This window comes from Pseudomonas benzopyrenica (assembly GCF_036884265.1).
Classification (GTDB): Bacteria; Pseudomonadota; Gammaproteobacteria; order Pseudomonadales; family Pseudomonadaceae; genus Chryseomonas; species Chryseomonas benzopyrenica.
In genome coordinates, this window is sequence record NZ_CP145723.1 from 4,466,049 (window position 1) to 4,480,333 (window position 14,285).

General features: G+C 67.9%; 12 protein-coding genes. 8 read left to right on the forward strand and 4 right to left on the reverse strand.

The window, feature by feature from the left end; translation table 11 throughout:
- Positions 1-238: 238 nt before the first annotated feature.
- On the reverse strand, positions 239-1,564 hold the full coding sequence (locus V6W80_RS21135; protein WP_338545322.1) for a DUF3100 domain-containing protein: 1,326 nt from the start codon (positions 1,562-1,564) through the stop codon (positions 239-241).
- A gap of 329 nt (positions 1,565-1,893) precedes the next feature.
- Between V6W80_RS21135 and V6W80_RS21140 the strand changes: the two genes are divergently transcribed.
- Positions 1,894-2,796 carry a LysR family transcriptional regulator gene (locus tag V6W80_RS21140; RefSeq protein WP_338545323.1) on the forward strand — a complete coding sequence of 301 codons (903 nt, stop codon included), beginning with the start codon at positions 1,894-1,896 and terminating at the stop codon, positions 2,794-2,796.
- 189 nt (positions 2,797-2,985) lie between these two features.
- Here the strand turns inward: V6W80_RS21140 and V6W80_RS21145 are convergent, their stop codons facing one another.
- The 3 genes from V6W80_RS21145 to V6W80_RS21155 are packed head-to-tail and all read right to left on the reverse strand — an operon-like array spanning position 2,986 to position 6,554.
- Positions 2,986-4,140: a M20 aminoacylase family protein gene (locus V6W80_RS21145; protein WP_338545324.1), complete on the reverse strand. Its 1,155-nt coding sequence runs from the start codon at positions 4,138-4,140 to the stop codon at positions 2,986-2,988.
- A gap of 3 nt (positions 4,141-4,143) precedes the next feature.
- Positions 4,144-5,661, reverse strand: coding sequence for an aldehyde dehydrogenase family protein (locus V6W80_RS21150; RefSeq protein ID WP_338545325.1), 1,518 nt, complete (start codon positions 5,659-5,661; stop codon positions 4,144-4,146).
- Positions 5,662-5,663: 2 nt separating this feature from the next.
- The gene (locus V6W80_RS21155) at positions 5,664-6,554 is read right to left on the reverse strand and encodes an NAD(P)-dependent oxidoreductase (RefSeq protein ID WP_338545326.1); all 891 of its coding nucleotides are present in this window, start codon (positions 6,552-6,554) and stop codon (positions 5,664-5,666) included.
- Positions 6,555-6,895: 341 nt separating this feature from the next.
- On the opposite strand from V6W80_RS21155, the gene urtA reads away from it, so the two are divergent.
- The 7 genes from urtA (at position 6,896) to V6W80_RS21190 (ending at position 14,219) form a co-directional block, all read left to right on the forward strand.
- Positions 6,896-8,170 (forward strand): urea ABC transporter substrate-binding protein, encoded by a 1,275-nt coding sequence (gene urtA, locus V6W80_RS21160; RefSeq protein ID WP_017642930.1) that lies wholly within the window; start codon positions 6,896-6,898, stop codon positions 8,168-8,170.
- A gap of 312 nt (positions 8,171-8,482) precedes the next feature.
- Complete coding sequence (urtB, locus tag V6W80_RS21165) at positions 8,483-10,051, forward strand: urea ABC transporter permease subunit UrtB (RefSeq protein ID WP_338545327.1); 1,569 nt, start codon at positions 8,483-8,485, stop codon at positions 10,049-10,051.
- Positions 10,048-11,127, forward strand: a complete 1,080-nt coding sequence (urtC, locus tag V6W80_RS21170) for an urea ABC transporter permease subunit UrtC (RefSeq protein WP_068383233.1) — start codon at positions 10,048-10,050, stop codon at positions 11,125-11,127. The genes urtB and urtC overlap by 4 nt, the downstream gene beginning before the upstream one ends.
- Entirely contained in the window at positions 11,124-11,969 is an 846-nt protein-coding gene (urtD, locus tag V6W80_RS21175; RefSeq protein ID WP_064307639.1) for an urea ABC transporter ATP-binding protein UrtD, read from the forward strand. The genes urtC and urtD overlap by 4 nt, the downstream gene beginning before the upstream one ends.
- Positions 11,970-12,086: 117 nt before the next feature.
- Positions 12,087-12,785: an urea ABC transporter ATP-binding subunit UrtE gene (gene urtE, locus V6W80_RS21180; protein WP_338545328.1), complete on the forward strand. Its 699-nt coding sequence runs from the start codon at positions 12,087-12,089 to the stop codon at positions 12,783-12,785.
- A 134-nt stretch (positions 12,786-12,919) separates the two neighbouring features.
- Complete coding sequence (gene aroQ, locus V6W80_RS21185; protein ID WP_338545329.1) at positions 12,920-13,360, forward strand: type II 3-dehydroquinate dehydratase; 441 nt, start codon at positions 12,920-12,922, stop codon at positions 13,358-13,360.
- Positions 13,361-13,364: 4 nt separating this feature from the next.
- Positions 13,365-14,219, forward strand: coding sequence for a shikimate dehydrogenase (locus V6W80_RS21190; RefSeq protein ID WP_064307637.1), 855 nt, complete (start codon positions 13,365-13,367; stop codon positions 14,217-14,219).
- Positions 14,220-14,285: the final 66 nt, after the last annotated feature.

Here is a 14,285-nt window from a genome sequence, read left to right on the forward strand (position 1 = left end):
GCCGAGCGCCCCTCCGTTTTTCTTGATGTTATTAAATTAACGGTTTTTGTTAATTTTCCATCATAGATACTGCAACTCGGGGTGCAGCTCAAGCGCCGGTGATCGTCCAGGGACGACACCGGGCCGCCAGGGCTCAAGGCTGGGAGCTGCGACACGAAAATGCAGGGACAGGAGAGTCAGACCAGGGGGCGGTACCGTAGCGGGAAGCGGCGCACCGGGGACCCGGTGCGCGCGAGGATCAGTGAAACACTTCGGCGATGAAGGCCGCGCCGATGAAGGTGCCGAAGCTGGCGACCAGCGAAACCACCACGATGCGCCAGCCGAGGCGACGGAAGGCCGGGATGTCCTTGGCGATGGACAGGCCGGCGAAGGCCAGCATGGGGGTGATCAGCGCCATGATGCCGACCGCGTTGTGGGCGGCGGTGATCTGCGGCGCCAGCGGGCACCAGGGCGAGGTCAGGAACATGGCCACCAGCGATACCCAGCACACCGCCGGCACCTTGCGGCGAAACAGCTGGCAGAGCAGTTCACCGACGAAGGCCGCCAGGATCATCACCACGACGCCCAGGAAAGCAGCCGGTGGCAGGGTCTTACTCATCACCAAGGTCGCCAGCAGCGCCAGGGCACCCGAGGCCAGCCAGGCGCTGAAGCGTGCCGACCAGCCCAGTTCCACGGGCTCGTCCACCACGGCGGCATCCACCGAACTCTGCTGGAAGGAGGCCTTGGTGGTACGGCCGATGCGCGGCTCCATCACCCGGTAGCCCCAGACCGCCAGCGGCAGGGAGATGAACAGGGTGAAGTAGGTGCCCAGGGTCAGGGTGATGAGGTTGGCGGCGGCGGCCAGCGCCATGACTTCCTTGGCCACCTCGGCGGTCTGCTGGGCGGCGATGGCACCGGCCGCGGCGGCCATGATGCTGCCCGAGCCCAGGCCGGCGCCCATGGCCAGGGAATAGGGGTGAAAGATGTTCAGGCTGGCGATGAAGCCGGCGACGATGGCCATGAACACCGCGCCGAACAGGGTGCCGGTCAGGTACTCGGCGAGCACGCCGCGACCTTCCGGGGAGTCCATGCCATAGCGTTCGCTGATGATCGCCAGACTCGGTTCGCGCCCCACCGAGAAGGTGGCGCCGATGGCCTCGCGCTTGATGCCCAGCAGCAGGGCCACCGGCAGGCCGAGCAGGATGGTACCGACGAAATGCCCCAGCTCCTGGAAGGCCAGTGCCCAGCCAGCGGCGATCACCGTGGGCAGCGAGCCGCCCACCACCAGGCCGAGCTTGGCGATGAACACCAGCAAGGCGTATTGCAGAATGGCCGCCGAACGCACTTGGGTGCCGCGGTCGATACCCAGACCCAGCGGCATGCGCTTGCCCACCTGCCCCACCGCCGCACCCAGCAAGAGCGCCCAGATCATCGGCAGCAGCACCACCTTGCCCGGCCCCAGCGGTATGGTGAGGGAGCCGATCAGCTCGGCGATCAGCAGCACCAGCGCTGCCCAGATGTAGAGTCTGACGGTATTGCTGACGGCTCGGTCCTGGCCTACGGCCAGCGTCGGATTGGCGCTCATTCTTCCCCCTGCGGCCCGCTCGCGGGCTCGGTTGTTGGTATGGTTGGCAGTCGCGGGCGGCGAGGCTCGCTGGGCAGAAACGAAGGCTCCTCGAAGGAGCGCGACCCGGTCGTTCTAGGTGCCTGAGCAAAGTTGCATGCGCGTTTTCCGAAGGGTGGAACGCCTGCAGGAACGCCATCCTGTGCGGCCCTTTCCGCCTTCCGAGGCCTTGCGCCGCGGGCTTCGCCCAGGCCGGGGCGGCCGTGGTCTTGGCCCGAGTATGGACAGCGGCCTGTTCTCTCTCCAATACTGGAAATGGCCTTTTCCGTTGCCTTTAAGAGAACACACGGATGCGTGGAATTCACGAACAGCGCTTGCATTATTTCGTCGAAGCGGTGCGCCTGGGGAGCGTGCGCGCCGCAGCTGACGCCCTGGATATCGCCCCGTCCGCGGTCAGCCGGCAGATCGCCCAGGTCGAGGCGGAGCTGGGCGTCGACCTCATCGAAAGACACCGCCGCGGCATCACCCCGACCGAGGCCGGACGTCTGGTGCTGGACTATTTCCGCCAGCGCCAGACCCAGCTCGACGGCCTGAGAGACGCCATCTCCGACCTGCAGGGCCTGCGCACCGGCCGCGTGGTGCTGGCCATCGGCGAGGGCTTCATCGGCGACCTGTCGCGCAGCCTGGGCGACTTTTCCGCGCGGCATCCGGAGATCGAGGTCAGGGTCAATGTGGTGGGCACCAACGAGGTGATTCGCCAGGTGATGGAAGACGAGGCGCAACTGGGCCTGGTGTTCAATCCGCCGCGCGATCCGCACCTGCGCGTACATGGCAGTCGCGAGCAGCCGCTCTATGCGCTGGTGGCACCAGGGCATCCGCTGGCCGGAGCCCGGGCGCCCGTGACCCTGGCTGAGCTGGGCCAGCACCGCCTGGCGCTGCCGGATATCTCCTACGGCATCCGCCAGATGCTCGACGCCGTGGAGCAGGCCGCCGGCCAGCGCCTGGCGCCAACCCTGACCTGCAACACCTTCGCCCTGCTCAAGCACTATGCCCAGCAGGGCGGCGTGACCCTGCTGCCGCTGTTCGCCGCCACCCAGGAGCTGGACAGCGGCGCCTTATGCGCCCTGCCCCTGGCCGATCCGGGTTTCGCCCGCGCCCACGTCGAGCTGGTGACCCGTCTGGGACGCAAGCTCAGTCGCGCCGCGGACGAGTTGCGCACGGCCATGGTGCAGCGGATGACCGCCTTTCGCTGAGCGTCGGCTCAAAGCCAGCTGCGCGTCGGCCAAACTGCGTTGAAGATGCCCTGGGTCGCCAGCCCGGTCGGAATGCTCATTTACCACTTGTAAACTCGCCCGCGAGTCCGATCCGCTTCCTCAGGCCTCTTCGCCTTGTTTGGCTCTAGCTCGCAAGGCTTTAGGCTTTGACCAAACGCTGAAGACTAATCAGGCGGGCAGTTCCTGGCGCACCAGCTCGGCCCACAGCCGTACGGCCGGCTCGATGATGGCGTCGTTGAAGTCATAGGCCGGGTTGTGCAGCGGTGCCGAGGGCTGGGCGCCGTCGACGCCCAGCCAGAGATAGGCCCCCGGGCGCGCCGCCAGCATGAAGGCGAAGTCCTCGGAGGCCATGGACGGTGGTACGCCATCGCTGACCCGCTCGGCGCCAAAGGCGGTCACCGCCGCCTGACGTACCCGCGCCGCCTGCTCGGGATGGTTCTGGGTCACCGGATAGCCGCGGGTGAATTCCAGCTCGCCGCGCACCCCCTGGGCCAGCGGCGCCTGGGCGACGATCTCGCCGATCAGCCGCTCCACCTCGGCACGTACCGCGCCATCCAGGCAGCGCACCGTGCCCCTGAGCCGGGCCACCTCGGGGATGACGTTGATGGCCTCCCCCGCCTCCATCATGGTCACGCTGACCACCGCGGCAGCCAGCGGCGAGATCCGCCGGGCGACGATGGTCTGCAGCTGCAGGATCAGGTCCGCCGCGGCGACGATGGGATCACGCCCGCGCTCGGGCATGGCCGCGTGGCAGCCCTTGCCGGTGAGGGTGATGGCGAAGGTGTCCAGCGAGGCCATCATGGCGCCCGGATTGACCACCACCTGGCCGGCTGGCAATCCCGGCCAGTTGTGCAGGCCATAGAGGGCGTCCATGGGGAAGCGCTCGAACAGGCCGTCCTCGATCATCTTCTGGGCGCCGCCAAGATTTTCCTCGGCGGGCTGGAAGACGAAATAGAGGGTGCCGCGGAAATCGCGGTTTTCGCTCAGGTGACGCGCGGTGGCCAGCAGGATGGCGGTATGGCCGTCATGGCCGCAGGCGTGCATGCGCCCGGCGGCGGTGGAACGGTGGGGAACGTCCCCCACCTCCTGCATCGGCAGGGCGTCCATGTCGGCGCGCAGGCCCAGGCTGGGGCCCTCGCCGTGGCGCAACACCCCGACCACGCCGGTGCCGCCGAGGCCGCGATGGACCTCCAGGCCGAAGCCTTCCAGCAATTCGGCCACCCGCGCCGCGGTGCGGTGCTCGGCGAAACCCAGCTCGGGGTGGGCGTGGAAATCGCGACGCCAGCGGCGGGCGTCGTCCAACAAGGCTTGATGGAGGGTCATCCGTTACTCCAGGCTGGCGCCATAGCCGAAGCCAGCGGCGGGCACCGCGGCGGTTTCCACCCAGACGCTCTTCACTTCGCTGTATTCGCGCAGGGCATCGAGGCCCGAGGAGCGACCGTAGCCGCTCTCGCCGTAGCCGCCGAAGGGCGAGCTGACGTGGATGGTCTTGTAGCCGTTGACCCAGAAGGTACCGGCGCGCACGCCACGGGCCACCCGGTGGGCGCGACCGACATCGCGGGTCCAGACCGCCCCGGCCAGACCGAAGCGGCTGTCGTTGGCGATGCGGATGGCGTCAGCCTCGTCCTTGAAGGGGATAGCAACCACCACTGGCCCGAAGATCTCTTCCTGGGAGCAACTCAGGCCGTTGTGACCGGCCAGTACCGTGGGATTGACGTAGTAGCCGGTCCCGGCGGGCAGCGGCTCGACGCCATTGGCGACATGCCGCGCGCCTTCACCCAGGGCGCCTTCCACCATGTTGCGCACATGGGCGAATTGCTTGGCGTTGTGGATCGGGCCGATCTGGGTCTCGGGATCGCTCGGATCTCCCACCTTGAACTGGCTGGCGGCGCGGGCCACCGCCTGGATGAAGCGCTCGTAGATGGATTCCTGCACCAGCAGCCGCGAACCCGAGACGCAACTCTGACCGGCGCCGGAAAAGATCGCCGCCTGGGCGCCGCGTACGGCGAGGTCCAGGTCGGCGTCTTCGAAGACGATGTTGGCCGACTTGCCACCCAGCTCCAGCACCACCGGGATGCAGCGCTGGGCCGCGGCGGCGGCGATGTGCCGGCCGGTGGCCGGCGAGCCGACAAAGACCACCTTGCGGATGTCGGCGTGGGCGATCACCTGCTGGCCGACGGTATGGCCCTGGCCGGCGAGCACGTTGACCAGGCCCTTGGGCGCACCGGCGCGTTCCACCAGCACGCCCAGCAGCAGCGAGGTCACCGGAGTCAGCTCGGAAGGCTTGAGGATCACCGCGTTGCCGGCGGTGATGGCCGGGGCGATCTGCCAGCCGCCGGTAAAGATCGGCGCATTCCAGGGGGTGATCTGCAGCACCGTGCCCAGGGGTTCGTAGGTCACGTAGTTGAGGTGGCTGGTGGGCACCGGGATGACTTCGCCATGCAGCTTGTCGGCCCAGCCGGCGTAGTACTCGAACATCTCGGCGACCTTGAGCACCTCGACGCGGGCATCACGGATCGGCTTGTTGGCAGTCAGCGATTCCAGCTGCGCCAGGGCCTCGGCCTCCTCACGGATCAGCGCGCCGACACGGTAGATGATGCGCCCGCGCGCCTGGGCGGTCAGGGCGCGCCATTCCTCGCGTGCCCGGCGGGCGGCGGCATCGGCGCGCTCGACCACGGCCAGGTCGGCATCGGGGTAGCTGTAGGCCGGGCTGTCGTCATGGGCGTTGCGCACGGTGATCCGCTCGCCGCTGCCATCGACGAAGGCGCCGTCCACGAAGCTTGCGACCTGCTGGCGGTCGCCCCAGAAGGGCTTGAGCAATTCCAGTGTCTTGGCGTTCATCATGATCATTCCCCCTTGCCGAACAGGTCTTCGCTGGTGCGTCGCGCGATGGCGCAGAAATCCTCGCCATCGACCAGGGTCTCGGCGCTCGCCTTCCAGGCCTGGGCCGTGGCCGCGGCCAGCGGCAGGTCGAGGCCGAGTTCGGCGATGAGCTGCTGGGCCAGGCCCACGTCCTTGCGCATCAGGCCCATGGTGAAGCCGGAATCGTAGGCCTTGTTCAGCACCCAGGTAGGGAACATGCCCTGGCTGGCGGCGCTGCGCCCGGAACCGGCATTGATGCCTTCGAGCAGCTTCTCCGGGGCGACGCCGGCACGGGCGGCCATGGTCACCGCCTCGGCGGTGGTGATCAGGTGCGCCGCGGCGAGCAGGTTGTTGGCGATCTTGGCGATGTTGCCGGCGCCCACGGCGCCGATGTGCACCCGGGTCGCGCTCATGGCTTCCAGCGCCGGCAGCGCCTTGGCCAGGGCCGCCTCGCTGCCGCCGATGACCATGGTCATGGTGCCGGCCGCGGCACCGGCGGGGCCGCCGGAGACCGGAGCATCGAGGAAATCGGCGCCGACCTCGGCGAAGGCTGCCGCTACCCGGCGGCTGGTCTCCGGGGTGGAGGTGGTGGTGTCGACCACCACGGTGCCCGGCCGCACGCGGCTGACCAGGCCCGCCTCGCCCAGGCACACGGCCTCGACGTGCTCGGCCTTGGGCAGCGACAGCACGATGACGTCGCTGCTGGCGGCCAGGGCCGCCAGATCGCCGGCGATGGCCACGCCCTGGGCAGCGACCCGCTCGCAGGCGGCGCTGGAAGGATCCAGTCCGGTGACGGCAACGCCCTTGCGCGCCAGGGTGATCGCCATGTTGCCGCCCATGTTGCCGAGTCCGATGACCCCGACCTGCCTGCCCATGCCTTGTTCCTCTTCTTCGAATGGGTGGTGACCGACCCGGTGGCCGGCCCCTTGCGATCGAGTATGGGAGGGCCAGGCATCACCACCAATACGGCATTCGGACTTTCATGTTGCGCAAAAGGCAACGGCAAACGAGGGCACCAGCATCGTGCAAAGGCGCCGTCGGCGGGCACTGGCAAGCCCCAGGCTGGTGCAAGGCAACTGGCCGCAAGATCCCGGTTTAGAGGCAAGAGGCCAGTCGCCATGCGCCTTGCCGAGGTCTGGCACAGTTCCTGATAAGCGCCCTGGCGGGCCAGCAGCCCAGCCCAACAACAGCGCACGTTCGCTTAGGAGCCTTTCGCATGAAGCGCCGCCCTCTACTGAAGACCACCCTCGCCGCCTCCGCCCTGCTCATGAGCGGCCTGTTCCCCTGGAGCGCCGCCCACGCTGCGGACACCATCAAGGTCGGCATCCTGCATTCGCTGTCCGGCACCATGGCCATCTCCGAGACCTCGCTCAAGGACATGGCGCTGATGACCATCGACGAGATCAACGCCAAGGGCGGCGTGCTGGGCAAGAAGCTGGAGCCCGTGGTGGTGGATCCGGCCTCCAACTGGCCACTGTTCGCCGAGAAGGCGCGCCAGCTGGTGACCCAGGACAAGGTCGCGGTCACCTTCGGCTGCTGGACCTCGGTCTCGCGCAAATCGGTCCTGCCGGTCTATGAAGAACTCAACGGCCTGCTGTTCTACCCGGTGCAGTACGAAGGCGAAGAGATGTCGCCCAACGTCTTCTACACCGGCGCGGCGCCGAACCAGCAGGCCATCCCGGCGGTGGAATACCTGATGAGTGAAGAAGGTGGCGGCGCCAAGCGCTTCTTCCTGCTGGGCACCGACTACGTCTATCCGCGCACCACCAACAAGATTCTCAGATCCTTCCTGCACAGCAAGGGCGTGCAGGACAAGGACATCGAAGAGGTCTACACCCCCTTCGGCCACAGCGATTACCAGACCATCGTCGCCAACATCAAGAAGTTCGCCGCCGGCGGCAAGACCGCGGTGGTCTCCACCATCAACGGCGACTCCAACGTGCCCTTCTACAAGGAACTGGGCAACCAGGGCCTGAAGGCCACCGACGTGCCGGTGGTGGCCTTCTCGGTGGGCGAGGAAGAACTGCGCGGCATCGACACCAAGCCACTGGTGGGCCAGCTGGCCGCCTGGAACTACTTCGAGTCGCTGGATAACCCGGTGAACAAGAAGTTCGTCGAGGCCTGGAAGGCCTACGCCAAGGCCAAGAACCTGCCTAACTACCAGACCGCCGTGACCAACGACCCCATGGAAGCCACCTATATCGGCATCCACATGTGGGCCCAGGCGGTGGAAAAGGCCGGCAGCACCGACGTCGACAAGGTCCGCAAGGCCATGGCCGGCCAGACCTTCGCCGCACCGGACGGCTACACCGTGAAGATGGACGAGAAGAACCACCACCTGCACAAGCCGGTGATGATCGGCGAGGTCCAGGACGACGGCCAGTTCAACGTCGTTTGGCAGACCGAGGGCCCGGTCCGCGCCCAGCCCTGGAGCCCCTACATCCCCGGCAACGACAAGAAGTCCGACGAACCGGTGAAGAGCGGCAAGTAACGACCAGCCCTCACCCCCGGCCCCTCTCCCGGAGGGAGAGGGGCGCAAAACGCCGCTCAGCCTGCAGCTCTTACCCCCTCTCCCTCGGGGGAGAGGGTTGGGGTGAGGGCAAAAGGCGTTCCGCAGCCAACAGGAAACACCCGCACCACCACCGCTCCGCTCCTCCCCCTCTCCCCCTGGGAGAGGGCCGGGGTGAGGGCTCGCCAGCGCACCCGGTCAGACCGCCAGGCGCCCGACACCAGAAACGAGGCCACGCCCGCCCTCCCCCGGGAGACGTCGTGCAGGAGCCTTTACCCATCGACGAGGCCGAGTATGTCCCTACGCCTTTTTCTTCTGCCCCTGCTGTTGCTGCTCGTGGGCACCGCCCAGGCCGGTCCCGCCGCCGAGCTGGCCGCCGCCAGCGCCAACGACCAGGCCAAACTCCTGCAAGCATGGGCCGCCGAACCCGACACCGCCCAACTCCCGGTCCTCCAGGCGCTGCAGGACGGCCGCTTCTATGTCGACGAAGACAAGCGCCCCTTCTACAAGACCGGCGACAGCTACAGCGCCGCCGAAGGTGACGCCACCGCCCCCACCGGCACGCCCAAGCCGGTGCGCCTGAACAACCGCCTGCGCATCCTCATCGGCGCCGCCCAGGCCAGCGGCGGGTTGCTCTCCGCGGATGCCGGCGTGCGCCTGGCCGCCGCCCAGGCCCTGCGCCAGGAGGCCAAGCCCGAGCAGCGACCCTTCCTGGAAAAGCGCCTGCAGAGCGAAGCGGACAAGGACGTGAAAGGCGCCCTTGCCGCCGCCCTGGCCAATCTGCAGCTGACCGATCCCGATCCCGCCGTGCGCCTGGCCGCGGTGCGGCTGCTCGGCGAATCCGGCGAGCCCCAGGCCAAGACCCGCCTGCAGGCCCTGCTCGATCCGGCCGTGGAAGCCAACGAAGACGTCCGCAAGGCCGCCGCCACCGGCCTTGCCCAGGTCGAGCGCAAGCTGTTGCTGGGCGACCTGCTCGGCCAGGCCTTCACCGGGTTGTCGCTGGGCTCCATCCTGCTGCTGGCCGCCCTGGGCCTGGCCATCACCTATGGCCTGCTCGGCGTCATCAACATGGCCCACGGCGAGATGCTGATGCTCGGTGCCTACAGCACCTATGTGGTACAGCTGACCCTGCAGCGCCTCGCCCCCGAGTGGCTGGCCTGGTACCCGCTGCTGGCGCTGCCGGTGGCCTTCGCCGTCACCGCCGCCATCGGCATGGCGCTGGAGCGCACCGTGATCCGCCATCTCTATGGCCGACCGCTGGAAACCCTGCTGGCCACCTGGGGGATCAGCCTGATGCTGATCCAGGCGGTGCGGGTGCTGTTCGGCGCCCAGAACGTCGAGGTGGCCAACCCCGCCTGGCTGTCCGGCGGCATCCAGGTGCTGCCCAACCTGCTCCTGCCGTGGAACCGGGTGATCATCCTCGGCTTCGTGGTCTTCGTACTGGTCCTGACCTGGGCCCTGCTGAACAAGACCCGGCTGGGCCTCAACGTGCGCGCCGTGACCCAGAATCGCAACATGGCCGCCTGCTGCGGCGTCCCCACCGGGCGCATCGACATGCTCGCCTTCGGCCTTGGCTCCGGCATCGCCGGCCTCGGTGGCGTGGCCCTGTCGCAGATCGGCAACGTCGGCCCGGACCTCGGCCAGAGCTACATCATCGACTCCTTCCTGGTGGTGGTGCTCGGTGGCGTCGGCCAATTGGCCGGTAGCGTACTGGCGGCCTTCGGCCTGGGCATCGTCAACAAGATCCTCGAACCCCAGATCGGCGCCGTGCTGGGCAAGATTCTCATCCTCGGCCTGATCATCCTGTTCATCCAGAAAAGGCCCCAGGGCCTGTTCGCCCTCAAGGGGAGGGTCATCGATTGAACCAGCCACTCGCGCTTACCGCTGTGCAGAAAGCCGGCCCGCGCCTGAGCCTGGCCGTGCTCGGCCTGGCCCTCGCCGTGCTGATCGCCCTGCCGCTGCTGTCCCTGCTGCCGGCCGACAACCCCTTCCAGGTCTCGGCCTACACCCTGACCCTGGTGGGCAAGATCCTCTGCTACGCCATCGTCGCCCTGGCGCTGGACCTGGTCTGGGGCTATGCCGGGATGCTCTCCCTCGGCCACGGGCTGTTCTTCGCCCTCGGCGGCTACGCCATGGGCATGTACCTGATGCGCCAGGCCGCCGGCGACGGTCTGCCGCCGTTCATGAGCTTTCTCTCCTGGACCAGCTATCCCTGGTTCTGGGCCGGTACCGACCATTTCCTCTGGGCGCTGTGCCTAGCGGTGCTGGCCCCCGGCCTGCTGGCCCTGGCGTTCGGTTTCTTCGCCTTCCGCTCGAAGATCAAGGGGGTCTATTTCTCGATCATGACCCAGGCGCTGACCTTTGCTGGCATGCTGCTGTTCTTTCGCAACGAGACCGGCTTCGGCGGCAACAACGGCTTCACCGGCTTCACCACCCTGCTGGGCTTTCCGGTGGCCGCCCAGGGCACCCGCGCGGTGCTCTTCCTGCTCACCGTGGCCCTGCTGGTGGCCAGCCTCTGGCTGGGCTGGCGCCTGGCGCAGAGCAAGTTCGGCCGCATCCTCACGGCGATTCGTGACGCCGAGAACCGGGTGACCTTCTGCGGCTACGATCCGCGCGGCTTCAAGCTGTTCGTCTGGGTGCTCTCGGCAGTGCTCTGCGGCCTGGCCGGCGCCCTCTATGTGCCCCAGGTGGGCATCATCAACCCCAGCGAGATGGCTCCGACCAACTCCATCGAAGCGGCCATCTGGGTCGCCCTCGGCGGACGCGGCAGCCTGATCGGCCCGGTGCTCGGCGCCGGCATCGTCAACGGAGCCAAGAGCTGGTTCACCGTGGCCTTTCCCGAATACTGGCTGTTCTTTCTCGGCGCCCTGTTCATCGTCGTCACCCTCTACCTGCCGCGTGGCGTGATCGGCCTCATCAAGAAGGAGCGCGACGCATGAAAGCCGCCCCCATTCCCCCCACCGCCGCGGAAGTGCTCGATCCCGGCATCGGCGCCGAGGCCAGCGGTCTCGGCCATCGCGCCGGCAAGGGCCTGGACACTCGCCACGGCACCATCCTCAGCCTGGAAGGCATCGAGGTCAGCTTCGACGGCTTCAAGGCCCTGCGCGACCTCAATCTCTACATCGGCGTCGGCGAATTGCGCTGCATCATCGGCCCCAACGGCGCCGGCAAGACCACCATGATGGACGTCATCACCGGCAAGACCCGCCCCGACCGCGGCAGCGCCTGGTTCGGCGAGACCCTGGACCTGACCCGCCTGCAACCGGTGCAGATCGCCCAGGCCGGCATCGGCCGCAAGTTCCAGAAGCCCACGGTGTTCGAGGCCCTGACCGTCTGGGAAAACCTGGAGCTGGCGCAACGGACCGACAAGTCGGTCTGGGCCAGCCTGCGCGCGCGACTCTCCGGCGAACAGCGCGACCGCCTGGAGGAGGTGCTCGGCACCATCCGCCTGCAGGAGTCGCGCGGGCGCACCGCCGGGCTGCTGTCCCACGGCCAGAAGCAATTCCTCGAGATCGGCATGCTGCTGGTGCAGGAGCCGCAACTCTTGCTGCTCGACGAACCCGTGGCCGGCATGACCGACGCCGAGACCGAATTCACCGCCGAGCTGTTCAAGTCGCTGGTGCCCCGGCACTCGCTGATGGTGGTGGAGCACGACATGGGCTTCGTCGGCAGCATCGCCGACCACGTCACCGTGCTGCACCAGGGTCATGTCCTGGCCGAAGGCTCGCTGGACCAGGTCCAGGCCAACGACCAGGTGATCGAGGTGTATCTGGGGCGCTAGCGCCCCTGCTTTCAATTGATCGCGGCCATGGCGGTTCGCCGCTGCGACCGCTCCTACAGGTGCCGATGTCGCCGTAGGAGCGGCCCATGGCCGCGATAAAATCTTTACGAGGCGCCCATGCTCCAGGTCAACGAACTCCATCAATACTACGGCGGCAGCCACATCCTGCGCGGCCTGTCCTTCGAGGCCCCCATCGGCGAGGTCACCAGCCTGCTCGGCCGCAACGGCGTCGGCAAGACCACCCTGCTGCGCTGCCTCATGGGCCTGATCCCGGCCAAGCGCGGCAGCGTCATCTGGGAAGGCCAGGACATCACCGCCCGCAAGCCGCACCAGCGGGTGCAATCCGGCATCGCCTACGTGCCCCAGGGCCGCGAGATCTTTCCGCGTCTCACCGTCGAGGAAAATCTGCTCATGGGCCTGTCGCGCTTTCCCGCCCGCGAGGCCCGCGAGGTGCCGGAGTCCATCTACGAACTCTTTCCGGTGCTCCGGCAGATGCGCCAGCGTCGCGGTGGCGACCTCTCCGGCGGCCAGCAGCAGCAACTGGCCATCGGCCGCGCCCTGGCCAGCCGCCCGCGGCTGCTGATCCTCGACGAACCCACCGAGGGCATCCAGCCCTCGGTGATCAAGGAGATCGGCACCGTCATCGCCCACCTGGCCAAGCGTGGCGACATGGCCATCCTGTTGGTGGAGCAGTTCTACGACTTCGCCAGCGAACTGGCCGACGGCTACCTGGTGATGTCCCGCGGCGAGATCGTCCAGCGCGGTCGCGGCGCCGACATGGAGGCCGAAGGAGTGCGCGGACTGGTGGCGATCTAGGTCACCAGGGTCGATAATCGAACGCTTCCGGCGCAACACCCCGGCGGCGGATTGACGAAATTAACCAGCTGGTACATTTTCTCTGCAACGCCGGGCGTTGGTCCGCCCGGCTAGACAACAACAGAGAGAACGCCATGTCCCGCCGCATCCTGGTCCTCAACGGCCCCAACCTCAATCTGCTCGGCACCCGCGAGCCCGCCACCTACGGCCACGAAACCCTGGCCGACGTCGCCCGGCTGTGTACCGAGACCGCCGCCGCCGAGGGTTACGAGGTGGACTTCCGCCAGACCAACCACGAGGGCGAATTGCTCGACTGGATCCACGCGGCCCGCGGCGCCTATGCCGGGGTGGTGATCAATCCCGCCGCCTGGACCCACACCTCGGTGGCCTTGCGCGACGCCCTGGTGGCCAGCGAGCTGCCGGTCTACGAGGTGCACCTGTCCAACGTGCATCGCCGCGAAGCCTTCCGTCATCATTCCTATGTCTCGGGCATCGCCGTCGGCGTCACCTGCGGCCTCGGCAGCCAGGGCTATCGCGCCGCCATCGCCGCCCTCATCGCCCACCAGGGAAACTAAGTCCATGACCGCATCCAAATCCGTCCTCGCCGGCCTGATCGGTGCAGGCATCCAGGCCTCGCTGACGCCTGCCATGCACGAACGCGAAGGCGACGCCCAGGGCCTCAGATACCTCTACCGCCTGATCGACCTGGACGTACTCGGCCTCACGGCCGACGCCCTGCCCGAGCTGCTGCAGGCCGCCCAGCGCACCGGCTTCACCGGCCTCAACATCACCTTTCCCTGCAAGCAGGCGATCATCCCGCTGCTCGACGACCTCTCCCCCGAGGCGCGCGGCATCGGCGCGGTGAACACCGTGGTCCTGGCCGACGGTCGCACCGTGGGCCACAACACCGACTGCCTGGGCTTCGCCGAAGGCTTTCGCCGCGGCCTGCCGGACGTGGCCAAGCGCCTGGTGGTGCAACTGGGTGCCGGTGGCGCCGGTAGCGCCGTGGCCCACGCCCTGCTCGCCGAGGGAGTGGACCAGCTGTTCATCTTCGACGTCGAGGCCGAGCGCGCCCAGGCGCTGGTGGACAACCTGACCCGCCACTTCGGCCCCGGTCGCGCCGCGGTCGGCACCGACCGGGCCGCCGCGGTCGCCGCTGCCGATGGCCTGGTCAACACCTCGCCGGTGGGCATGGCCAAGCTGCCCGGTATGCCACTGCCGGCCGAACTGCTGCACCCCGGCCTCTGGGTCGCCGAGATCATCTATTTCCCGCTGGAAACCGAGCTGCTGCGCCAGGCCCGCGCCCTCGGCTGCCGCACCCTCGACGGCGGCACCATGGCCGTGTTCCAGGCGGTCAAGGCCTTCGAACTCTTCAGCGGCCGCAGCGCCGACGCCGAGCGCATGCAGGCCCATTTCGCCGAATTGCGCGGGTAGCGCGGTGGATCGCGGCCATGGCGGTCCGCCGATGCAGCCGCTCCTACGGCACCTTCTTATCGCGGC

Coding starts and splice junctions, on each gene's coding strand:
- V6W80_RS21135 (WP_338545322.1), bottom strand. CDS start 1,564: ATGAGCGCCAATCCGACGCTGGCCGTAGGCCAGGACCGAGCCGTCAGC.
- V6W80_RS21140 (WP_338545323.1), top strand. CDS start 1,894: ATGCGTGGAATTCACGAACAGCGCTTGCATTATTTCGTCGAAGCGGTG.
- V6W80_RS21145 (WP_338545324.1), bottom strand. CDS start 4,140: ATGACCCTCCATCAAGCCTTGTTGGACGACGCCCGCCGCTGGCGTCGC.
- V6W80_RS21150 (WP_338545325.1), bottom strand. CDS start 5,661: ATGATGAACGCCAAGACACTGGAATTGCTCAAGCCCTTCTGGGGCGAC.
- V6W80_RS21155 (WP_338545326.1), bottom strand. CDS start 6,554: ATGGGCAGGCAGGTCGGGGTCATCGGACTCGGCAACATGGGCGGCAAC.
- urtA (WP_017642930.1), top strand. CDS start 6,896: ATGAAGCGCCGCCCTCTACTGAAGACCACCCTCGCCGCCTCCGCCCTG.
- urtB (WP_338545327.1), top strand. CDS start 8,483: ATGTCCCTACGCCTTTTTCTTCTGCCCCTGCTGTTGCTGCTCGTGGGC.
- urtD (WP_064307639.1), top strand. CDS start 11,124: ATGAAAGCCGCCCCCATTCCCCCCACCGCCGCGGAAGTGCTCGATCCC.
- urtE (WP_338545328.1), top strand. CDS start 12,087: ATGCTCCAGGTCAACGAACTCCATCAATACTACGGCGGCAGCCACATC.
- aroQ (WP_338545329.1), top strand. CDS start 12,920: ATGTCCCGCCGCATCCTGGTCCTCAACGGCCCCAACCTCAATCTGCTC.
- V6W80_RS21190 (WP_064307637.1), top strand. CDS start 13,365: ATGACCGCATCCAAATCCGTCCTCGCCGGCCTGATCGGTGCAGGCATC.